This window comes from Achromobacter sp. DMS1, assembly GCF_001270295.1.
In genome coordinates, this window is the sequence record NZ_LHSJ01000034.1 from 1 (window position 1) to 22,592 (window position 22,592).

Annotated in this window: 16 protein-coding genes and 5 pseudogenes; 8 read left to right on the forward strand and 13 right to left on the reverse strand. The window is 67.4% G+C overall.

Translation table 11 applies throughout. The annotated features are described in order from the left end of the window. Positions 1-486, forward strand: a pseudogene (locus tag AD428_RS24490) (SDR family oxidoreductase); the annotation flags it as partial. Between the two features lie 292 nt (positions 487-778). Here AD428_RS24490 and AD428_RS06435 read toward each other — a convergent pair. The 10 genes and pseudogenes from AD428_RS06435 to AD428_RS06480 all read right to left on the reverse strand — a co-directional run. Then, a pseudogene (locus tag AD428_RS06435) lies at positions 779-2,519 on the reverse strand (IlvD/Edd family dehydratase); the annotation flags it as partial. A 151-nt stretch (positions 2,520-2,670) separates the two neighbouring features. Then, positions 2,671-3,578 (reverse strand): annotated as a pseudogene (locus tag AD428_RS06440) (DMT family transporter). A 59-nt stretch (positions 3,579-3,637) separates the two neighbouring features. Beyond that, the gene (locus tag AD428_RS29320) at positions 3,638-4,276 is read right to left on the reverse strand and encodes a hypothetical protein (RefSeq protein ID WP_369798711.1); all 639 of its coding nucleotides are present in this window, start codon (positions 4,274-4,276) and stop codon (positions 3,638-3,640) included. 457 nt (positions 4,277-4,733) lie between these two features. Next, entirely contained in the window at positions 4,734-5,033 is a 300-nt protein-coding gene (locus AD428_RS06450) for a cupin domain-containing protein (protein ID WP_053244576.1), read from the reverse strand. A 59-nt stretch (positions 5,034-5,092) separates the two neighbouring features. Beyond that, positions 5,093-6,724 (reverse strand): ABC transporter ATP-binding protein, encoded by a 1,632-nt coding sequence (locus AD428_RS06455; RefSeq protein WP_053244577.1) that lies wholly within the window; start codon positions 6,722-6,724, stop codon positions 5,093-5,095. A 9-nt stretch (positions 6,725-6,733) separates the two neighbouring features. Further along, positions 6,734-7,573 carry an ABC transporter permease gene (locus AD428_RS06460; RefSeq protein ID WP_053244578.1) on the reverse strand — a complete coding sequence of 280 codons (840 nt, stop codon included), beginning with the start codon at positions 7,571-7,573 and terminating at the stop codon, positions 6,734-6,736. Next, entirely contained in the window at positions 7,570-8,577 is a 1,008-nt protein-coding gene (locus AD428_RS06465; protein WP_053244579.1) for an ABC transporter permease, read from the reverse strand. The genes AD428_RS06460 and AD428_RS06465 overlap by 4 nt, the downstream gene beginning before the upstream one ends. Positions 8,578-8,665: 88 nt before the next feature. Then, entirely contained in the window at positions 8,666-10,243 is a 1,578-nt protein-coding gene (locus AD428_RS06470) for an ABC transporter substrate-binding protein (protein ID WP_053244580.1), read from the reverse strand. A gap of 46 nt (positions 10,244-10,289) precedes the next feature. Beyond that, a pseudogene (locus tag AD428_RS06475) lies at positions 10,290-10,999 on the reverse strand (FadR/GntR family transcriptional regulator). A 254-nt stretch (positions 11,000-11,253) separates the two neighbouring features. After that, positions 11,254-11,522, reverse strand: a pseudogene (locus AD428_RS06480) (hypothetical protein). 113 nt (positions 11,523-11,635) lie between these two features. Between AD428_RS06480 and hemN the strand changes: the two are divergent. Continuing rightward, entirely contained in the window at positions 11,636-13,063 is a 1,428-nt protein-coding gene (hemN, locus tag AD428_RS06485) for an oxygen-independent coproporphyrinogen III oxidase (RefSeq protein ID WP_053244581.1), read from the forward strand. Between the two features lie 15 nt (positions 13,064-13,078). Here the strand turns inward: hemN and AD428_RS06490 are convergent, their stop codons facing one another. Continuing rightward, positions 13,079-13,834, reverse strand: a complete 756-nt coding sequence (locus tag AD428_RS06490; RefSeq protein ID WP_235489298.1) for a response regulator transcription factor — start codon at positions 13,832-13,834, stop codon at positions 13,079-13,081. Between the two features lie 499 nt (positions 13,835-14,333). Here AD428_RS06490 and thrS point away from each other — a divergent pair, with 499 nt between their 5' ends. The 6 genes from thrS (at position 14,334) to ptsP (ending at position 20,575) form a co-directional block, all read left to right on the forward strand. Then, positions 14,334-16,286 carry a threonine--tRNA ligase gene (thrS, locus tag AD428_RS06495; RefSeq protein ID WP_053244582.1) on the forward strand — a complete coding sequence of 651 codons (1,953 nt, stop codon included), beginning with the start codon at positions 14,334-14,336 and terminating at the stop codon, positions 16,284-16,286. Positions 16,287-16,306: 20 nt separating this feature from the next. Beyond that, complete coding sequence (gene infC, locus AD428_RS06500; RefSeq protein WP_082308293.1) at positions 16,307-16,855, forward strand: translation initiation factor IF-3; 549 nt, start codon at positions 16,307-16,309, stop codon at positions 16,853-16,855. 156 nt (positions 16,856-17,011) lie between these two features. Beyond that, positions 17,012-17,965, forward strand: coding sequence for a glutathione synthase (gshB, locus tag AD428_RS06505; RefSeq protein WP_053244584.1), 954 nt, complete (start codon positions 17,012-17,014; stop codon positions 17,963-17,965). 17 nt (positions 17,966-17,982) lie between these two features. Next, a complete protein-coding gene (locus tag AD428_RS06510) occupies positions 17,983-18,384 on the forward strand; it encodes a PTS sugar transporter subunit IIA (RefSeq protein ID WP_053244585.1) in 402 nt (133 codons plus the stop codon). Positions 18,385-18,492: 108 nt separating this feature from the next. Beyond that, entirely contained in the window at positions 18,493-18,762 is a 270-nt protein-coding gene (locus tag AD428_RS06515) for an HPr family phosphocarrier protein (protein ID WP_053244586.1), read from the forward strand. After that, entirely contained in the window at positions 18,749-20,575 is a 1,827-nt protein-coding gene (ptsP, locus tag AD428_RS06520) for a phosphoenolpyruvate--protein phosphotransferase (protein ID WP_082308294.1), read from the forward strand. The genes AD428_RS06515 and ptsP overlap by 14 nt, the downstream gene beginning before the upstream one ends. Positions 20,576-20,690: 115 nt before the next feature. Here ptsP and amt read toward each other — a convergent pair whose 3' ends face one another. Beyond that, the gene (gene amt, locus AD428_RS06525) at positions 20,691-21,929 is read right to left on the reverse strand and encodes an ammonium transporter (RefSeq protein WP_053244587.1); all 1,239 of its coding nucleotides are present in this window, start codon (positions 21,927-21,929) and stop codon (positions 20,691-20,693) included. Positions 21,930-21,959: 30 nt separating this feature from the next. Then, positions 21,960-22,298: a P-II family nitrogen regulator gene (locus tag AD428_RS06530; protein WP_053244588.1), complete on the reverse strand. Its 339-nt coding sequence runs from the start codon at positions 22,296-22,298 to the stop codon at positions 21,960-21,962. Positions 22,299-22,592: the final 294 nt, after the last annotated feature.

Below are 22,592 nucleotides of genomic sequence, written 5' to 3' on the forward strand. Positions count from 1 at the left end.
CCGGACAAGCCTCGCGCCCTCGATCGTCTCGCCCGTCGGGTCGGCCATCCAGCACTTCCGCGCCAAGGTCGCGCAGGAAAACCTCATCAAGGCGTCGAAGATTCCCTATGCCATCCTGCGCGCGACGCAGTTCTTCGAGTTCATCGGCAGCATCGTCGAGTCGGGCGCGGAGGATGGCGGAGTGCGCCTGTCGCCGGCGCTGATCCAGCCGGTCGCGCCGACGATGTGTCGGCGGCGCTGGCCGACCTGGCCGTGGGCGCGCCCGTGAACGGCACGATGGAAATCGGCGGGCCGGACCGCTTTCCGCTGGACGAGCTGGCGCGGCGCTATCTCGCGGAACGGGACGACGCCCGAGAGGTGATCGCCGACATTCACGCCCGCTATTTCGGCACAGAGCTGAATGATCGCTCGCTTATCGCCGGAGACGGCGCGCGTCGGGGGCCGAGGCGCTTTTTCAGTTGGCTCGGCCGCGCAACGAGGGCCTGAACGGCGTGGCCCGCAGGACCGAGGAGCACGGCATGCGAATTCTCAAGTATCCGGCGCTGGCCGTAGCCCTCGCGGCGGCGGGGGCACGGGTCCGGCATCGCCGGCCTGTTCCGTTTGCGGCGCCCGCGCCTGCAGGGGAAACACCTCGGCGCCGGACGGCATGGTTTCGACATACAGCGAGCGGCTGGGAAACGCGAAGCCCGAGCCCGCGCCCTCGACGATGTTCTTGATGGCGCAGGCAAAGGCTTCCTTGATCTGCAGCCACTCGCCCCAGTTCGTGGTGCGGGTGAAGCAGGTAAAGCGTGGCCGGCTCCAGGCAGCCGCCGGTGGAAAGCTGGCCCACCCACAGGCGGAAGAATTCCTGCCACGGCGTCTGCGAAGGCGGCGCCTGGTACGGCGGTTCGCGCGTGCGCGCCTCGAGCTCCGCCTCGTCGAGCTGTACGGTGACGCTGCGCCGGTTCAGGTCCACGCGGATGTCGGTCGCCGGTGCGCAGCAGGGCCAGGCCGCCGCCTGCCGCGGCCTCCGGGGACATGTTGAGGATGGAAGGGCTGGCCGAGGTGCCGCTTTGCCGGCCGTCGCCCATGCAGGGCAGCGAATCGATGCCGCGCTTCACGAGCCGGGAGGGCGGCGTCATGTTGACGACTTCCGCGCTGCCCGGGTAGCCAAGGGTGCCGCAGCCGCGTATCACCAGCATGCAGTGCTCGTCGATGTTGAGCGCGGGGTCGTCGATGCGGGCGTGGTAGTCCTCCGGGCCGTCGAAAACGATGGCGCGCGCCTCGAAGGCGTTTTCGTCGCCGGGCGTGGAAAGGTAGGTCTTGCGGAAGTCCTCGCCCACCACGGACATCTTGATGATGGCGCTGTCGAAGAAATTGCCCGAGAGCACGATGAAGCCGGCGCGGTGTTTGAGCGGCGCTTCCCAGGCGCGGATGATGTCGCGGTCGTGGGCGGGCGAGGCCGCCGCGATCTCGCCGATGGTCTTGCCCGACACGGTCAGGCAGTCTTCGCGCAGGCGGCCGGCCTTGCGCAGTTCGTGCAGCACGGCGGGCACGCCGCCGGCGCGGTGGAATCCTTCGCCCAGGTATTCGCCGGCGGGTACGCAGTTGACGAGCAGCGGCACGTCCTCGCCCAGGCGCTGCCAGTCGTCCAGGCCCAGTTCCATGCCCATGTGGCGCGCGATGGCGATGAGATGGGGCGGGCAATTGGTGGAAGCGCCCAGCGCCGATGCGGCCACGATGGCATTTTCAAAGGCGGCGCGGGTCAGGATATGCGAGGGCCGCACGTCCTGGCGCACCAGTTCGCAGATGCGCAGGCCGGTGGCGTACGCCATCTGTCCGCGCTCGCGGTAAGGGGCGGGAATGCTCGCACAGGTGGGCAGCGACATGCCCAGCGCCTCGGCCAGGGCGTTCATCGACAGGGCGGTGCCCATGGTGTTGCAGTGGCCGATGGAGGGCGAGGAGGCGGTGGCCAGCGTCATGAAGCCTTCGTAGTCGAGCTTGCCTGCCGCCATGAGATTGCGGGCATGCCAGATCACGGTGCCGGAGCCGACCCGCTGGCCTTCGTGCCAGCCGTCCAGCATGGGGCCGCCCGACAGCACGATGGCCGGGATGTCCACGGTGGCGGCGGCCATCAGGCAGGCCGGCGTGGTCTTGTCGCAGCCGGTGGTGAGCACCACTCCGTCCAGCGGGTAGCCGTGCAGGATTTCCACCAGCCCCATGTAGGCTAGGTTGCGGTCCAGCGCCGCAGTCGGCCGCCGGCCCTGCTCGGCCAGCGGATGGACGGGAAACTCCATGGGAATGCCGCCCGCGTCGCGGATGCCGTCCCGCACGCGCGCGGCCAGCGCCAGATGGTGGCGGTTGCAGGGCACGAGGTCGCTGCCCGTCTGGGCGATGCCGATAATGGGACGGCCGGATTGCAGTTCCTGCCGGGTGAGGCCGTAGTTGAGGTAGCGTTCGACGTAGATGGCCGTCATGTCGGCGTGGGACGGGTCGTCGAACCATTTCTGGCTGCGCAGTTTGCGGGGACTCTGTGACATGGCTAGTCGCTTGCCTCCAGGAGGGGAACGGGTCCGCGTCTTCCTTCGCGCGCGACGGCGGGGAGGGCGGGCCTGGAAGGGGCGCCGTCTGGCGTCTGCAAGTTTCTAGTTTGATCCCGCGCGCGCCCGCCACAGTGCGGGCGCGCGCGGCTCAGGCGCGCCGCGCCGCCAGGAAGACGCCGGCGGCCACGATCATGGCCACGCCGGCCAGGGCGGGAGCGTCGGGCGGGCGCTGGAACCAGAAAGTGCTGAAGGCCACCGCAAGCAGAAGCTGGAAGTAGTTCAACGGGGCCAGCGTGGCGGCCGGCACGCGCTGGAACGCGGAAATGAGCAGGATCTGCGCCAGGCCGTTGCATGCGCCCAGCCCCACGATGAGCAGCAGATGCAGCGGTTGCGGCCACGCGTCGGGCAGGAAGAACGGCGCGGGGGCCGCCGTGGCGGCCAGGCAGATGCCGGCCGTGTAGGCGTACTGCACCGGACCCGGAACCTGGCCCGAGAGTTTGCGCGTGAGCACCTGGAATACGGCATAGCTCACGGCGGACACGGCCATCAGCACGGTGCCCAGCCAGGGCAGGTCGCGCCGGGCCGCACGATGAGCAGCATGCCGGCAAAGCCCAGCGCGACGGCCGCCCATTGCGCGGCGCGCACCTTCTCGCCCAGCAGCCAGGGCGACAGCGCCACCATGATGAGCGGCGAGGTGAAGTAGATGGCGGTAGCCTCGGAGAGCGGCATCCAGATGAGCGCCGTCATGAAGCAGGTGCCCACGGTGGCCAGCAGCAGGCCGCGCAGGACGAGCAGCGGTTTGTGCGGAGCGTTGCGCAGGCTGGGGCGTCCGCCGCGCCAGAGCAGGAAGAGCGCCAGCGTCGCCACCGCCGAATAGCGCATCACGTTGAGGAACGGTGCGGGATAGAGGAGCGCCAGCATGTACTTGGAGCCGGCGTCGAAGGTGGCGAAGGCCACGAGCGCGGCCAGGAACAGCACCACGCCCGCCCGGCGCGAGCCGGTCGCGGGCAGGGCGGCTGCGGCATGAACGCCTTCGGGCGGCCGGGCGGCGGGGATGAGGCTGCCTGCGCCCTCACGGGCTGCGGCATGAACGCCTTCGGGCGGCCGGGCGGCGCTCATGCCCGCCGCGCGCCGGTCGGGTCCAGTCCTTGCAGGAAGGCGTCGAGGGCAGGGCCGATGGCTTGGACCATGTAGCCGCCTTCCTGCACGATGACGGTGGGCAGTCCGAGCGCGGCCACGCGGGCGCCGATCTGCCGGTAGGCGTCCATGTCGAGCCGGAGCACGCTGATCGGGTCGTCCTTGTAGGTGTCGAAGCCCAGCGCCAGCACCAGCGCCTCGGGTGCGTAGGCGGCCAGGGCGGCCATGGCCTGGTCCAGGGCCTGCAGGAAGGCGGCGTTGCCCGAGCCGTGGGGCAGGGGCAGGTTGAGGTTGCAGCCCTCGCCCGCGCCGTGTCCGCGCTCGTGCGCGTAGCCGGTGTAGAAGGGGTAGTAGCCGGCCGGATCGGCGTGCACGGAAATCGTCATTACGTCCGGCCTCAGGTAGAAAATCTGCTGGGTGCCGTCGCCTGGTGCGCGTCCACGTCCTGCACCGCTACCCCGCGACCGGGTCTGGCGCAGGCGGCTGGCCGCCGCCGCGCTGCTGTTCAGGTAGCAGAAGCCGCCCGCGCGGTCGCGGTGGGGCGTGATGGCCCCGAGGGGGCGGCACAGCGCGTAGGCAAAGCCGCCGCCGCCGGCGGCGTGGTCGGCGGCCGCCACGCGCTGTGCGTGGAGCGCAGCGCCGAGAGCCCAGGTGTGCGGGCCGATGGGGGCAGGACAGGTCGCTCAGGTAGTAGCCTGTCTGCGCGACCACCGAAGGCGAGGGGCATGGGCTGCGCCGGGGCTGTTCCACGCGGCCGTTGTGATAGGGCGAGAGGTTGGGCAGCACTTCTTCGCCGGGCTCGACGCCGGGCATCTCCAGGGCGCGCCAGCGGGCATGGGCGTTTTCCAGGTAGTCCAGGTAATCGGGGCTGTGCACATCGGCCAGCGGCGAGCGTCCGTAGTCCGGCGGGGTCTCGACGGCGATGCCGCGCGCGGCGAGCGTGCCCCGCAGGCTTTCCGCGCGCGAGGGCAGGTCGGTGGGGGCGCAGATGCGGCCCAGCCGCATGAATTGCCGCGGCGTGTGCAGCAGTTGTTCTTCCGAGAAGAAGGCCTTCATGGTGTCTGCGGCTCCGGCTCAGGCCCGCGGGGCCTGTTTGAGTTCGATCTCGACAAAGACGAATTCCGTGTCGCCGGGATTGATGACGTTGTGCTCCACGCCCACCGGCCGATAGTACGCCACGCCCGTGGTGAGCTGGCTGGTGATTTGGCCTTCGGGGGTGTCGAGCAGCAGCGGTCCCGTGCTCTGCGGCACCACCACGTAATGCATGCCGTGGCGGTGCCAGCCGGTTTCGCCGCCGGGCGGAAACCGCCATTCGGTCACGGTCACGAATTCGTTGTCGATTTGTACGGTGGGAACGGCGGCGGGACGCTGCATGAAGTGCTCCGGAAAGTTGATGGGTCAAGGCGTGTCGGCACGCCTGGGGTTAACGCAACCTAGGCCGCACGGGCCTGGGTGGGGTCCCAGTGCTGGCCGGGGACCGCGGCAATGAGCTGCTGTGTGTACGGGTGCCCGGGCTGGTCGAATATCTGCGACGGCGTCCCGTATTCCACCACCTTGCCCCGGTGCATGACCAGCACGGCGTCGCAGATCTGGGCGGCCACGCGCAGATCGTGGGTGATGAACACCAGCGCGATGCGCAGCCGCTGCTGCAGCGTGCGCAGCAGTTCCAGCACCTGGGCCTGCACCGAGACGTCCAGCGCGGAAACCGATTCGTCGGCCACCAGCACCTTGGGTTCCAGGGCCAGGGCGCGCGCGATGCCGATGCGCTGGCGCTGGCCTCCGGAAAACTGGTTCGGATAGCGGTCGAAGGCGGACGGGTCCAGTCCCACCAGGGCGAGCAGCTCGCGCACCGGGGCCTCGGCGCGCGCCCGCGGCACGCCGTTGGCGACCGGCCCGTCGCTGATGATGCGGCCCACGGTCTGGCGCGGATTGAGCGAGGCGAACGGATCCTGGAAGATCATCTGGATGTCCTTGCGCAGCGGGCGGAAGCGGCTCTCCGGCAGCGGCGCGATGTCCTGGCCGTCGAACAGCATCTGCCCGCCTTCCACATTGACGAGCTTGAGCAGGCATTTCCCGATGGTGGACTTGCCGGAGCCCGATTCGCCCACGATGCCCAGCGTCTCGCCGCGGCGTACGCTGAAGCTGACGCCATCCACCGCATGCACTTCGCGCTTGGCGCGCAGCCAGCCGTGGCCCAGCACATAGGTTTTCCGCAGGTCTTTCACCTCCAGCACCGGGGGCTCCTGCTCCCAGCCGCTGCGTTCGCGGGCGCGCCGGTGCGGCACGGCAGCGATGAGGCGCTGCGTGTACGGATGGCGCGGGCGGTTCAGCACCTCTTCGGCCGGCCCCTGTTCGACCAGCACGCCTTTCTCCATGACGGCCACGCGGTGCGCGATCTCGGCCACGACCCCGAAGTCATGCGTGACGAACATCACGCCCATGCCCTTCTCCTTCTGGATGCGGGCGATCAGCGCCAGGATCTGCGCCTGGGTCGTTACGTCGAGCGCGGTGGTGGGCTCGTCGGCGATGAGGAGCGCCGGCTCCAGCGCCAGCGCCATGGCGATCATGACGCGCTGGCGCTGCCCGCCCGACAGGCGGAACGGGTAGGCATGGTAGAGCGTGGCCGGGTCGGGCAGGCCCACGAAGGCCAGCAGGTCCAGCGTGCGCTGCATGCGCTGGGGGCCGGGATAGGCGTTGTGCACCCGCATGACCTCGCCGATCTGCTCGCCCACCGTCATGAGCGGGTTGAGCGCGGAAAGCGGCTCCTGGAAGATCATGGCGATGTCCTTGCCGCGCATGGACTGCAAGGTCGCCTCGTCCTGCTGCAGCAGATCGGCGCCGCGGAACAGGATGCGGCCGCGTTCGGGGCGCAGGTAGTCGGGCAGCAGGCCCATGATGGCATTGGCGCTCATGGACTTGCCCGATCCGGACTCGCCCACGATGCAGAGGATTTCGCCGGAACGGACGTCGTACGAGATGTCGCGCACCGCGTAGGGGCGGTCGCCGCCCGCGGGCAGCGCGATGCTCAGGTTCTGGACGGACAGCAGGGGCGTTTCGGGTGGCATGCCGGTCTCCTATTCGCCGCGTTTGCGCAGTTGGGGGTTGAGGGCGTCGTTCAGGCCTTCGCCAATGAGGTTGATGGCCAGCACGGTGAGCAGGATGGCGACGCCGGGCCAGACGCTCATCCACCAGGCTTCGCGGATCATGGTGCGCGCCGCGCCGATCATGAAGCCCCAGCTCATCAGGTTGCGGTCGCCCAGGCCCAGGAACGACAGCGACGATTCCGTCAGGATGGCGGTGGCCACCATGAAGGAGGCGGACACGATGATGGGCGACATGGCGTTGGGTAGAATCTGCGAGCCCACGATGCGCGCCGGCGACTGCCCGATCACGATGGCCGCCTGCACGAATTCGCGCTGCTTGAGCGTCATGAATTCGGAACGCACGAGGCGCGCGGCCGGCGGCCAGGACACCAGCGCGATGGCGCCCATGATGGAATACACCGACGGGCTCAGGATGGCCACCAGCACCACTGCCATGGCGAGCTGCGGTATGGTCTGGAAGAACTCCGTGAACCGCATGAGCGCGTCATCCATCCGGCCCCCGCAATAGCCGGCCACCGCGCCCACGACGATGCCGAAGGCCAGCGCCACGGCCGTGGACAGCAGGCCCACCATGAGCGAAACCCGCGCGCCCCAGACCAGGCCCGCCGTGATGTCGCGGCCCAGCATGTCGGTCCCGAAGGGATAGTCCGGGTTCGTGAAAGGGGGAATCAGCGGATCGGCCACCATCATCCATGGCGAGTCCGGATACAGCAGCGGCGCGGCCAGGGCCACGGCGATCACCACCGCCATGATGGCCAGGCCGGCCACGGCGCCGTAGTTGCGGGCATAACGCAGGGAAAAGGCCCTCATGCGGCGGCTCCTTGCTGCGCTCCCGCGCCGATGCGCGGATCGATGAGCCGGTAGAGCACATCGGTGAGCAGGTTGAACACCACCACCATCACGGAGGTGACAAGAAAGATTCCCAGCAGGAGCTGGTAGTCGCGCTGCAGCAGCGCGTCGAACATCAGCCGGCCTATGCCCGGCCAGGCGAACACGGTTTCGGTGAGCACCGCGCCGCCGGCCATTTGGCCGAGCTGGATGCCGGCGAAGGTAATGACCGGCAGCAGGGCGTTGCGCAGCACGTGCGCGCGGATCACGCGGCCGGGGCTCACGCCCTTGGCGCGGGCGGTCTTGACGAAGTCCATGCCGATGACTTCCAGCATGGAGGCGCGCGTCAGGCGCACATACACCGCCATGAAGAAGCAGCCCAGGGTGACGGTGGGCAGGATGAGGTGCTGGGCGATGTCGGCCGCGCGCGCCCAGCCGGAAAGGCCCGCGCCCACGGTTTCCATGCCGAAGGCGGGCAGCCAGCCCAACACCACGGAAAAGAGCAGGATGCCCATCAGCGACAGCCAGAAGAGCGGGGTCGCGTACAGCAGCAGCGCGCCCGTCATCACCGTGCTGTCCACCCAGCGGCGTTTGTTGCGGTAGCGCGCCTGGGCGGCGATCACGCCCAGCAGCACGCCCAGCACGATGGAAAAGAGAAACGCGCAGGACATGAGCAGGAACGTCGCCGGCAGGCGCTCGGCGATCAGGTCCAGCACGGGCACGTGGTTGCGGTAGGAGAAGCCCAGGTCGAGCTGGGCCACGCCCTTGAGGTACAGCAGCAGCTGGGTCAGCAGGGGTTTGTCCAGGCCGAAGGCCACGCGCAATTGCTCGACGTAGGCCGCGTCGCCCGCGCCCGCCTGGCCTGCCAGCACGGCGGCCGGGTCGCCCGGCGCCAGCCGGATCAGGAAAAAGTTGATGATGACCACGCCCAGCACGACCACCAGGGCCTTGCCGATGCGGGAGACGAGAAACGACAGGAACTTCATGCGGGATCCTCCGTGAACGGGCGCATGCAGCCGCCGCGCGGCCGGGGGCAAGGCGCCGCCCGCGCGCGGCGGGCGGCTGGGCTCTCGCTTACTTCTTCTCGATGTAGACGTCGTCGAACGACTCGTTCAGGCCGATGGCCGTCTTGACCAGGCTCTTCACGTTGGAGCGGTACAGGGTCGGGAACTCCATGTCCACCAGGAAGCCGTTGGCCACGTCATTGACCAGGGTTTTCTGGATCTGGGTGTACTGGGCCTGGCGCCTGGCCGGATCGACTTCCGAAGCGGCCGCTTCCCACACCTTGTCCAGTTCGGGGTTGTTGTAGCCCTGCACGTTGGCGAAGGGCGAGCCCTTGACGATGTTGGACGAGACGTACAGGCGCTGTACGCCCAGCGCCGGATCGCCGTACTGGTAGATGAAGTTGGTGGTCAGGTCGAAATCCCAGTTGCCGGTGCGGCTGGCCCAGCCGCCCGCATCGGTGGATTCGAGGTTCACCTTGAAGCCGAGCTGTTCCAGCGCCTGCTTGGTGTACTCGCCCAGGCGGTCCCAGGTGGAGCCGTAGGGGAAGCTCAGCTGGCGGATCGTATAGTCGCCGGGCTGGATGCCGGACTCCTTGATGAGCGCGCGCGCCTTCTTCATGTCGAAGTCCAGCGCAGGCATGTTCTTGTCGTAGAACATCTCGGTCATGACGAAGGGGCCGGTGGAAACCTTGCCCAGGCCGAAGAAGATGTTGTTGACCACCAGCTTGCGGTTGATGGCCGCCATCACCGCCTGGCGCACCTTCACGTTGTCGAAGGGCGGCTTGCGCATGTTGAAAATGAGATACGCCTGGGGCGAGAACATCTCCCAGCCCGCGGTGGTGTATTCCACGTCGGGCAGGGCGCGCAGGCGCTTGATGTCCACGTTGTCCACGTCGCCGCCGCGCAGCACGTCCACGCTGCCGCGTTCGAAGGCCACGGCGCGCGAAGCCGCGTCGGGAATCACGTTGAACACCAGTTCATCCAGATAGGGCTTGCCCGGCTTCCAGTAGTCGGGGTTGCGCACCAGCTTGATGTATTCGCCGCGCTTCCATTCCTTGAACATGAAGGGCCCGGTGCCCACCGGCTTCTGGTTCGCGGGATTGTTCATGTAGTCCGTGCCCGCATAGATGTGCTTGGGCATGATGGGGGCGAAGCCCGGCTCGAACATCAGCATGAAGGCCGGGAAGGGCGTCTTCAGCTTGATGACCACGGTCTTGGGATCGGGTGCGGTCACGGAATCCACGAATTTGTTCAGGATGACCCGGGCGCGCGCATGCGTCTTGGGCAGCATGTCCGACAGCGAGAACACCACGTCGTCCGCGCTGAACGGCTTGCCGTCGTGCCATTTGACGTTGTCCTGCAGATGGAAGGTGTAGGTCAGGCCGTCGGGCGAGGCCTCCCAGCTCTTGGCCAGCCCGGGCTGCGGCTTCAGGTCGGTGGTGTAGGTCAGCAGGCTTTCGTAGATCTTGCCGGCCACGTACTGGGTCGGCCCCTGCTGGTTGATGGCCGTGACGATGACCGGCGGTTCAGGCTGCACGATCAGGTTCAGCGTGCCGCCTTTGGTCTGGGCCAGCGCTTGCGTGGCGGGCAGGGCGGCCGACAGGATCAGGGCGCCGATGCCGAGGGAAAGCCATTTTTTCGATTTCACTGGGAGCCTCCAGGCTGGTTGTGGTCGGAAAGTCGTCTCGCGGAGTTCAGAGGTCGGGAAGCAGGGCGGAGTCTTCGCGCAGCCGCGCCAGGATGCCCAGCAGGTGCGCCCGCATGGCGTGGCCCGCACGTATGGGGTCGCGGGCCAGGATGGCGGCCAGGATGCGCTCGTGCTCGGCGTGGGCCACCGCCCAGACCTGGGCGTTGACGAAGTAATCCTGCATGCGGCTGAATACGGGGCTGGAAAGGCTGAGGTGCCACAGGTGCGCCACGGTCGCGGCCAGCGCGGCATTGCCGCAGGCGGCCGCAATAGCGCTGTGGAAGGCGCGGTCGTGCCGCTCGGGAGCCTCCGTCAGCGACATGGCCCGGTGGGCCTGGGCGATGGCGGCGATCTGCGCGTCCGAACCCGCATGGGCCGCCAGCGCCGCGCATTCGGGCTCGATCAGCATGCGCGCTTCCAGCAGGTCGAACGGCCCGATGTCCACCTGGTCTGGCGGCGCGCCGGCCGGCCGGGGCGAAACGGTATCGCGCGCGGCAGTGACGAACACACCGGCGCGACCCGCACTTCCACGTAGCCTTCGATTTCCAGGGCAATGAGCGCTTCCCGGATGGTGGCCCGGCTTACTTGCAGCTGCTCGGCCAGCTCGCGTTCCGAGGGCAGGCGGCCGCCGCGCGCGAAATCCCCGGCGCGGATGCGGCCGGCGATCTGGTCCGCGATCTGGCGGTACAGGCGGGTGGCGGCGACGGCTTGCAGCATGGGCTTATAGAGCGTTTCGGCCTGGTGGTCAGGCCACGACTATAAGTAGTGTGCAATTGAAAACAAAGAGGAATTTGAGGAATTCCGGGAAACCGATCAGAGGGTTTGCCCGGATATTGCCCTGGTGGTCAGGCCAATTCCGGCTGCGGCGCGCCCTGCGTCGGCGCAAGTCCGGCAAGCCGGGCGGGGGCTCGGCCCCAGGGCACAGGGCCGGAGAGCGGCGGGCGGGGCCCGCGGCGGGGAAAGGGAGAGGACTACTCGCCGGAATCCGGGTCCGGTTCCGGGGCGTCGGTGAATGCGCGCACCAGGCGTGGATGTGCTCGAGTTCGTCCTGCGCGCCGCCGACCCAGGCGGGCGTGGCGAACGGACTGTCGGCGGGAGCGTTGTCCAGGCTGGCCTTCAGGTCGTCGAGCAGCTCCAGGGCCATGGCGGTGGCCTGGGAGTGGCTGCGGGTGCCGAGCGCGATAGCGAGCGCGAGCGCCTGGCGCATGGCCAGCAGGCGGCCGTCCAGTTCGGTTTCCATGGGAAGCATCCTCGATCTTGGGCAAAAACCCATTGTAGGCGGCTGCTGCGGGCCGGGGCGGGGTTTGCGCAAGATCAATACGGGCCGCCGTGCGCGCGCAAATAATTCACGCTATGCAAGCCGCCCTATGCTCTTCGCCCGCCGCGCCCGCGGCCGAACCCGCCCATCCGTTTTTTCCGCCGCAGTTGCTCGAGCGCCTGGACAAGAACGGGCCGCGCTACACCTCCTATCCCACCGCCGACCGCTATCACGAGGGCTTCGGGCCCGCGCAGTACCGGCGCGCGCTGGAAAAGCGGCGCGAATCCGGCACCGCCGACCCCTTGTCGCTGTACGTGCACATCCCGTTCTGCGAATCGGTCTGTTATTACTGCGCCTGTAACAAGGTTGTGACGCGCCATCACGACCGGGCCGTGCGCTACCTGGATGCGCTGTCCCGGGAAATCGCGCTGCACGTCGAGTGCCTGGGAACGGGCACGCCGGTTTCACAGCTTCATTTCGGCGGCGGCACGCCGACGTTCCTGTCCGACGAAGAGCTCACCCGCCTCATGGGCGGACTGCGCGCCGCCTTCCGCTTCGAGCCGGACGCGGAAATCTCCATCGAGGTCGATCCCCGCACGGCGACGCCGCAGCGGCTGGCGCACCTGCGCCGGCTGGGATTCAACCGGCTGAGCTTCGGCGTGCAGGATTTCGACGAGGCGGTGCAGGCGGCGGTGCACCGGATCCAGTCCTTCGAGGACGTGAGCGCGCTCGTGCGCAGCGCCCGCGAGCTGGACTATGCGTCTGTCAACGTGGATCTCATCTACGGCCTGCCCTTGCAGACCGCGGGGTCTTTCGCGCGCACCATCGCCCAGGTATGCGAACTGCGGCCCGACCGGATCGCCTTGTATGCCTATGCGCACCTGCCCGAGCGCTTCAAGCCCCAGCGCCGCATCAATGTGTGCGACCTGCCCGGCCGCGCGACCCGCGTGGGTCTGCTGAGCGCCGCTATCGAAGGCTTCCTGAAAGAGGGCTATACGTACATCGGCATGGATCATTTTGCGCTGGCCACCGACGCGCTCGCCATCGCCAGGCAGCGCGGCGAGCTGCACCGCAATTTCCAGGGCTACAGCACGCAGCCCGACCGCGACCTGGTCGCGCTCGGCGTCTCGGCCATCGGCCGCATCGGCGACACCTACAGCCAGAACGACAAGACCCTGGACGGCTATTACGCCGCCATCGAGTCCGGCCGGTACGCCACCGTGCGCGGCCTGGAGCTCAATCCGGACGATCTCGTGCGCCGCGAGGTCATCATGGAGATCATGTGCCAGGGCAGGGTGGAGTTTGCCGACATCGAGGCGCGGCACGGGCTGCGTTTCGGCGACTACTTCGGGCCGGAGCTCTCGCAGCTCGCCCGGCTCGCCGAACTGGGCCTGGTGAACCTGCGCGCCACGGGCGTGCAGGTGACGGGGCTGGGCTGGTATTTCGTGCGCGCCGTCGCCATGGCCTTCGACGGCTATCTGCGCGCCGCCGGAAGCGGCGCCAGCTACTCGCGCATCATCTGAGGCGCGCGGCGCGCCTCATTGCGAGAATTTCTCGCGCAGGTAGAGCGCGAGCGACAGGTCATCCGAGAGCTGCAGCTTGCGCATCGCGCGCCGCTTGTGCGTGCTCACGGTTTTCTTGCTGCGCATCAGCCGCGCGGCGATCTGCGTCACCGAAAGCCCCTGGCTGATGTGGCGCAGGATTTCGACCTCGGAAGCGGTGAGGCGGTCGTGCGGGTGGGTGGGCAGGACAGCGCGGACCTTGCCGTCCTGCACCGTGAGAAAGCTGTCCTTGCCCGCCACCACGCCCCGGATCATTTCGGGCAGCAGCGCCAGGCCCCACTGCTTGGCCAGATAGCCGTTGGCGCCGGCGCGGAACGCCGCGTACTGCGTTTCCTGGCGATTGCCCGCCGAAAACGTGATGATGGCCATGGCCGGGTGGTAGCGCCGCAGCCGGCGCAGGTAATTCACGCCGTCCCAGGGCTCCAGCGGCAGGTAGAAGTCGACCAGCGCGACGTCGCAGGGCGCGGCCGCCAGCTTGTCGAGCAGGCCGCGGGCGGAAGTCTCGCGGTGGATGACGCGAAAGCCGGGCCGGCTTTCCAGGTAGGCGTCCACGCCCAGCGCCACGACCGGGTGGTCGTCCAGTATGGCCACCTTGATGAAGGGCGGCGGGCGCGACAGCAGCAGGTGCCGGCGGGCGCCGGGGAGCTCCGTGTGCGAATCCGGGGGACGGTCGCCTCCGGCGGGGGCGGTGGGAAAGGGGACGCTGATGCAGCTCTCATCGGTACTCCGCAATTCATGAAGAACACGCCCCGCGGCCGACCCTGGCGAGCCGGCCGCGGGCGGCGACGATCAGTCCGAGACTTGGCGAGGGGAGATTACGTTTTCAAGGCCCGACGTGGCCGCGAAACGGCTCAATATCGGACCGATTCATTGCGGGCGGGGCGCCGTTTGGCGGGGAAGGGGAAGCCGGAGGGGGCAGACGGGCCGGGCGGATCGCCTGTGGCGCATTTGCCACGGATTGCGCGCAGTTGGTGCTACAATCGGTCATGTTATCGACCGTCCATTGCGCGGCAGGCGTCCGCCCACAGGTTCAAGGCATCATGTTTCTCCCGCTGGCACGAACTACGACCCGGAACTTTCGCCCCATGTCGCGTTAAGTTTTCGTGCGTCGGGTTTCACCGTGCCAGGTCGGCGGTAAGACTCAGCAAGTTTCCAGACGAACGCGGCTCAAGCCGCGTTTTTCGTTTTTGTTCGCGTATTTTCAGTTCCCAGAAACCCAGGAAGCATTCCGATGGTACAGATCACATTGCCCGATGGTTCGCAGCGCCAGTATCCCGGACCGGTCACGGTCGCCGAAGTGGCGCAGTCGATCGGCGCCGGGCTGGCCAAGGCCGCCCTGGGCGGCCGCGTCGCCTTCGAGGGCTCGGCCCCCAAGCTGGTCGACACGAGCTACCGCATCGAGGGCGACGCCAGCCTGGCCATCGTCACCGCCAAGGACGCCGACGGGCTCGACATGATCCGTCACTCCACCGCGCACCTGCTTGCCTACGCGGTCAAGGAACTGTTTCCCGACGCCCAGGTCACCATCGGCCCGGTCATCGACAACGGCTTCTACTACGACTTTTCGTATAAGCGTCCCTTCACGCCCGAGGACCTGGCCGCCATCGAGAAAAAGATGGCCGAGCTGGCGCGCAAAGACGAAGCCGTCACGCGCGAGGAGTGGTCGCGCGATGATGCGGTGGCGTTCTTCAAGAGCATCGGCGAAGACTATAAGGCCGAGATCATCGCCTCGATTCCGTCGAACGAAACGCTGAGCCTGTACCGCGAGGGCAATTTCGTCGACCTGTGCCGCGGCCCGCACGTGCCCTCCACGGGCAAGCTGAAAGTTTTCAAGCTGATGAAGGTGGCCGGCGCCTACTGGCGCGGCGACAGCAAGAACGAGATGCTCCAGCGCATCTACGGCACGGCCTGGGCCACCAGGGAAGAGCAGGACGCCTACCTGCACATGCTCGAGGAAGCCGAGCGGCGCGACCACCGCAAGATCGGCCGCGAACTCGATCTATTCCATTTCCAGGACGAGGCGCCGGGCCTCATTTTCTGGCACCCGAAGGGCTGGGCCCTGTGGCAGCAGGTCGAGCAGTACATGCGTGCCGTGTACCGCGACAACGGCTACCAGGAAGTGAAGGCGCCGCAGATCCTGGACATTTCCCTCTGGAAGAAGACGGGGCATTGGGACAACTACCGTGAAAACATGTTCACGACCGAGTCCGAGAACCGCGTCTATGGCCTGAAACCCATGAACTGCCCCGGCCACGTGCAGATCTTCAACGCCGGGCTGCATTCGTACCGCGAACTGCCCCTGCGCTACGGCGAATTCGGCCAGTGCCACCGCAACGAGCCCTCGGGCTCGCTGCACGGCATGATGCGGGTGCGCGGCTTCACGCAGGACGACGGCCACATTTTCTGTACCGAAGACCAGCTCCAGGACGAATGCGCCGATTTCACGGCGCTGCTGCAGAAGGTCTACCGCGACTTCGGCTTTACCGAAGTGCTGTACAAGGTGGCCACGCGTCCCGAAAAGCGCATCGGCTCGGACGAAGTCTGGGACAAGGCCGAAACGGCGCTCATGGAAAGCCTGCGCCGCACGGGCTGCGAATTCGAGATCTCGCCGGGCGAGGGGGCGTTCTATGGCCCCAAGATCGAATACACGCTCAAGGACGCCATCGGCCGGCACTGGCAGTGCGGCACGATCCAGGTCGATTTCTCCATGCCCGTGCGCCTGGGCGCCGAGTACGTCGACCAGAACGACCAGCGCCGCCATCCGGTGATGCTGCATCGCGCCATCCTGGGTTCGCTGGAGCGTTTCATCGGCATGCTGATCGAAAACCACGCCGGCGCCATGCCGCCCTGGCTGGCCCCGGTGCAGGCTGTGGTGTGCTGCATTTCCGAGCCTTCGGCCGATTATGCCGCCCAGATTGCGCAAAGCCTGAAAAAACAAGGCTTTAGGGTCGAGTCCGATTTGCGTGGCGAAAAAATCACCCGTAAAATCCGGGAGCACAGCCTGCAAAAGGTGCCATACATCCTCGTCGTGGGCGACAAGGAAAAGCAAAACGGCACCGTCGCCGTGCGCGGCCTGGGAGGACTGGATCTGGGGGCCATCCCGCTCGACGATTTCGTCGCGCGCCTGTCCGAAGACGTTTCCCTGCGCCGCGACGTGGCCCAACCCCAGGGCAGCGCTGCTTAACATTTCTAGGAGCTTTCAACATCGCCACTGAAAAAGCCAATCGCATCAACGGTGAAATCCGCGTCCCCGAGGTGCGTCTGATAGGTCTGGACGGGGAGCAGCTCGGCATCGTCAAGATCGCCGAGGCGTTTCGTCTATCCGAGCAACACGACGTGGATCTGGTGGAAATCGCGCCCAACGCCGAGCCGCCGGTCTGCCGTCTGATGGACTACGGCAAGTTCAAGTACCAGGAGCAGAAGCGCCAGGCCGAGGCCCGCGCCAAGCAGAAGGTCATCCAGGTCAAGGAAGTCAAGTTCCGTCCCGCCACCGACGAGGGCGACTACCAGGTCAAGCTGCGCAACCTGCGCCGCTTCCTGGAAGAGGGCGACAAGGCCAAGGTGACGCTGCGGTTCCGCGGCCGCGAAATGGCTCACCAGGAACTGGGCATGCGGGTGCTTGAGCGTGTGCGCGACGACCTGGTGGAACTGGCCCAGGTGGAAGCCATGCCGAAGCTCGAAGGCCGTCAAATGGTCATGGTGCTGGCGCCCAAGAAAAAGGCCGTCTCCGGCAAATCCGAGTCGGCCGCCTGACCGGTCCGCTGAACTCGACACGCCCGATCGGCCCGCCATCCCTGCCCGCCGTCCACTTCGTGGGCGGCGGGTTCGCTTATTGGGCGGCACTGCGCTACGATTGTCCCCTGGCTGCCTTCCCGTCTTGGGAAGGTGGCGCACGTTCAGGATGCCGCGATGCATGTTTTGTTCGTTCTGGATCCCTTGCCCCTCCTGAAGGCGTACAAGGATAGCTCCGTCGCCATGATGCGCGCCCTGGCGGCGCGCGGCCACACGCTCAGCGTCGCGATGCAGGGAGATCTCTACATCGACGAGGGCGTGGTCAAGGCCCTCGCCACGCCCATCGAGCTGGTTGCCGGCGCCGACCTGCATGGCCACGACTGGTGGCGCGAATCTCCGGCGCGCGATGCGGCACTGTCGTCTTTCGGCGCGGTGGTCATGCGCAAGGATCCGCCCTTCGACATGGAATACGTGTATTCCACCCACCTGCTCGAGTACGCGCAGGCCCAGGGCGCCAAGGTGTTCAACAGCGGGGCCGCCATCCGCAACCATCCCGAGAAGCTGGCCATCACGGAAATCAGCGAGTTCACCGCGCCCACGCTGGTGACCCGCAACATGGTCCGCCTCAAGGCCTTTCATGAGAAGCATCGCGACGTCATCGTGAAGCCCCTGGACGGCATGGGCGGCACGGGCGTGTTCCGGCTGCAGCCGCAAGACCCCAATCTCAACGCCATCCTGGAGACGCTTACCGACAACGGCGCGCGCACCATCATGGCGCAGCGCTACATTCCCGAGATCGTGCAGGGCGACAAGCGCATCCTGCTGATCGGCGGCGAACCCGTGCCCTATTGCCTGGCCCGCATTCCGCTGGCCGGCGAGACGCGCGGCAACCTGGCCGCCGGCGGTCGCGGCGTGGCGCGCGAGCTGTCGCCGCGCGATCGCCAGATCGCCGTGGCGGTTGCGCCGCGGCTGGCCGAGCGCGGCCTGTTGCTGGTGGGGCTGGACGTCATCGGCGATTACGTCACCGAAGTCAACGTCACCAGTCCCACCTGTTTCGTGGAAATCGCCGAGCAAACCGGCTTCGACGTGGCCGGCATGTTTGCCCAGGCGCTGGAACGGGCGGCGGCCTGAGCCGCCGCGATTCTGCCATGACCACCGGAATCGTCATCGTCGTGCACGCGCCCCTGGGCGCGGCCATGCGCGATTGCGCCAGCCACGTCATGGGCGACCTGGACGGCATGCTGGCCATCCACGACATCCAGCCCGAAGACAAGCCCGACGATCTCGCGCCCGCGGTGCTCAAGGACATACTCGACCAGGACCGCGGAGCTGGCGTGCTGGTGCTCACCGACCTCATCGGCGCCACGCCGGCCAACATCGCCAAGCGAGCCGTAGGCGATGCGCAGGCCCAGGGCGTGCAATGCTGCGTGCTCGCCGGACTCAACACGCCCATGCTGCTGCGGGCGCTCACCTATCGCAACCTCTCCCTGGCCGAAACCCGCGAAAAAGCGCTGGCCGGCGGGGTGCAGGGTTGCTTGCGTGTAGACTGACGGCTGCGGATTTGCCCTATCATGTCGGCGTGATCCTTGTCGCCGAAGGGCGGCGCGTGGTTTCGCTGTTTCCCCGCGGACGAGGCCGCGGCCATAAAAAGATTTCCTATGCCTAATAAAGACATTGTCATCAGCAATAAATTGGGCTTGCACGCGCGGGCGGCGGCAAAACTCACGCAGCTCGCCAGCAAGTTCAGCAGCGAGATCTTCATTTCGCGCGGCGCGCAGCGCGTAAACGCCAAGAGCATCATGGGTGTCATGATGCTGGCCGCGGGCCTGGGCGTCACGGTGAGAATCGAAGCCTCGGGAAGCGACGCCGACCAGGCGCTCGCTGAAATCGAAACCCTGTTTGACAGCAAATTCGGTGAGCAGGAATAGCAAATCCCCTGAAGCGGCCGGCCCGGCGGCAGCCTCTGCCCGGGCCGGCGCGCCTGCGACCCCCAACCGTCAAGGCGACGGGGCTGGCTCGGCCGGCCCCGTCGTTTGTCTTTATGGCAAGGGCGTCGCCAAAGGCTACGCCATCGGCCGCGCCGTGGTCATGGGCGCGGCGGCGCTGGAAGTCGCGCACTACCGCATTTCGCCGGAAGACGTGTCCGCCGAAAGCGAGCGCCTGACCCAGGCCCTCGCCTCGGCCCGGCAGGAGCTGCTGCAGCTGGCCGACACGCTGCCGGCCGACGCGCCGCGCGAATTGGGCGCCATGCTCAACGTCCACAGCCTGCTGCTGGGCGACCCGCTGCTGGCCGAGCAGACGCTGGCGCTCATCGCCGAACGCCACTACAACGCCGAATGGGCGCTGACCACGCAGGGCCAGATACTGGGCCAGCAGTTCGACGCCATGGAAGACGAGTACCTGCGCGAGCGCGGCGCAGACGTGCGCCAAGTGATCGAGCGCGTGCTGCACGTGCTGGCCGGCACCTCGGCCATTCTGCCCGACATGGGCAAGATCGACGGCGACGAGGCGCTGGTCGTGGTGGCGCACGACATCTCGCCGGCCGACATGCTGCGCCTGCGCGGCGGGCGTTTCGCCGCCTTTGTCACCGACCTGGGCGGGCCGACCTCGCACACCGCCATCGTGGCGCGCAGCATGGGCGTGCCCGCCGTGGTGGCCATGGGCAACGTGCGCGAACTGGTGCGCGACGGCGACATGCTCATCGTCGACGGCGCGTCGGGCACCGTGCTCGTCAATCCCTCGGACCGCATTCTGGCCGAATACCGGGGGCGGCAGGCCGCCTATGCCCACGAGCGCGCCGAGCTCAGCCTGCTGCGCGACGAACCATCCATCACGCTGGACGGCATCCACGTGGCGCTGCACGCGAATATCGAGCTGCCCGAAGAGGCGCCGCTCGCGCTGGCCGCCGGCGCCGACGGCATCGGCCTGTTCCGCAGCGAGTTCCTTTTCATGGGGCGGCCCGACCTGCCGGGCGAGCAAGAGCAGTACGAGGCCTACGCTTCCGTCGTGAAGGTGATGGCGGGGCGCCCCGTTACCATCCGCACGCTGGATATCGGCTCGGACAAGACCCTGGACGGCGAGGCCACCGTGGCCACCAATCCGGCTCTCGGCCAGCGCGCCATACGGTATTGCCTGGCGCGCCCCGAGATGTTCGCCACGCAGTTGCGCGCCATTCTGCGGGCCTCGGCGCACGGGCTGGTGCGCCTGCTCATTCCCATGATCGCGCACATGCACGAAGTGGTGGCCGCGCGCGCCGCCCTCGAATCGGCGCGGCGCGAGCTCGACGCCCGGGGGCAGCCCTACGCGGCCCGCATGGACGTGGGCGCCATGGTGGAAGTGCCGGCTATCGCCATCGCCATCGAACCCTTCGCGCAGGCGCTGGATTTTCTTTCCATCGGCACCAACGACCTGATCCAGTACACGCTGGCCATCGACCGCGGCGACCACGACGTGGCGGGGCTGTACGATCCGCTGCACCCGGCGGTGCTGCGGCTGGTGGCCAACACCATCAACGCCGGCGAGCGGGCCGGCAAGCCCGTCGCGGTATGCGGCGAGATGGCGGGCGATGCGCGGATGACGCGGCTGCTGCTCGGGCTGGGCCTGACGGAGTTCTCCATGCACCCGCAGCAACTGCTCGACGTCAAGCGCGAAATCCGGCGCGCGCATTCCAACGCCCTGCGGGTGAAAGTGGCCGCGGCGCTGAACCGCGCGCTGCCCGTGGACCTCGACGAACTCGACTGACGGCGCGCAAGCGGCACGAAAGGCAAAACGCCCGCGGGAATGCCTTCCCGCGGGCGTTTTGCTTGGGGCCGGCGGCCTCCCGGCGCCTCAGGGGCCGGGAAGCGCGGGGGCCTGATCAGCTGTGGTAGGCCGATTCGCCGTGGCTGGTGACGTCCAGGCCCTCGCGTTCCTGGTCTTCGGGCACGCGCAGTCCGCACAGGGCGTTGGCGATCTTGTAGGCGATCCAGGCCACGATGGCCGACCACACGATGGTCAGCAGCACGCCTTCGAGCTGCACCCACACCTGGCCCAGGATCATGCCGGGCTCGGCCAGGCCCGGGCCGCCCAGGGCCTGGGCGTTGAACACGCCGGTCAGCAGGGCGCCTACGATGCCGCCCACGCCGTGCACGCCGAACACGTCCAGCGCATCGTCGGCGCGCAGCAGGCGCTTCAGGCCGTTCACGCCCCACACGCAGATGATGCCGGCGGCGATGCCGATGATGAGCGCGCCCGCCGGGCCCACCAGGCCGGCGGCCGGAGTGATGCCCACCAGGCCGGCCACGGCGCCCGAGGCCGCGCCCAGCATCGAGGGCTTGCCCTTGACGGCCCACTCGGTGAAGAGCCAGGCCAGCACGGCGCCCGCGGTGGCGATCATGGTGTTGAAGAAGGCCAGCGTGGCGCCTTCGTTGGCGGCCAGCGAGGAGCCGGCGTTGAAGCCGAACCAGCCCACCCACAGCAGCATGGCGCCGACGTAAGTCATGGGCAGGTTGTGCGGCTGCATGGCCTCGCGGCCGTAGCCCACGCGCTTGCCCACGACGTAGGCGCCCACCAGGCCGGCGATGCCCGCGTTGATGTGCACCACCGTGCCGCCGGCGAAGTCCAGCGCGCCGCGCGCATTGAGCAGGCCAGGCGCGGTTTCGGACGCGAACCAGACCATGTGCGCGATGGGCACGTAGGCGAAGGTGAACCAGATCGCGGTGAAGACCAGCACGGCGGAGAAGCGCGCGCGCTCGGCGAAGCTGCCCACGACCAGCGCGCAGGTGATGCCCGCGAACGTGGCCTGGAACGAGGCGAACAGCAACTCGGTCAGGCTGTTGGACATGGCGAACTTGCCGTCGGCCGGCGTGAAGATGCCGGAGAAGAAGACGCGCGACAGGCCGCCGAAGAAGGCGTTGCCTTCCGTGAAAGCCAGCGAATAGCCGTAGATGAACCAGAGCACCAGGGCCAGCGCGAACGTGCAGAGCACTTGCAGCAACACCGACAGCACATTCTTGCTGCGCACCAGGCCGCCATAGAACATCGCCAGGCCGGGTACGGCCATCATCAGTACAAGCAGGGTAGAGACGAGCAACCAGGAAATATCTGCTTTATCCATTTTTTCAGGCTCCAATGAGTCTTTATTTATTTACAGCGCTGCTTCGCCGGCCTCGCCTGTGCGGATGCGGATCACTTGTTCGAGCGGGGCGGTAAAAATCTTGCCGTCGCCAATCTTGCCGGTGCGCGCGGCCTGCTCGATGGCTTCGATGACCTGGTCGACCAGATGATCGGGCACCGCGGCTTCGACCCGCAGCTTGGGCAGGAAATCGACGGCATATTCGGCGCCGCGATACAGCTCGGTATGGCCCTTCTGGCGGCCGAATCCCTTGACCTCGGTAACGGTGAGTCCCTGCACACCGATCGCGGACAGGGCCACCCGCACTTCGTCGAGCTTGAAGGGCTTGATGATGGCGATGATGAGTTTCATGGCGTTTCCTCTCGTGGTTGCACGTTGGCTCCGTCATTCAAGCAATATCCGTGCCATGCGGCGGTTCCGCCGCCGTCCGGGGGAAACGCGCCGAAGTTGTGCCGGCAGCCGCTGGTCAGGCACCGCAATGGTGCCAAACCAGGCCGGTCGCATCGCTTCGGTGCAAAACGTGGTGAATTACGGTCTTGCAACCAAACGTACTGTTTTCTTGAGGAATTGTTGCGGTTTCTTGGGGCGTGGCCGCGCGTTTGCGCGGCCCGCGGGAAAGGCGGAGACGCGCCGCCGGCCGGCCCG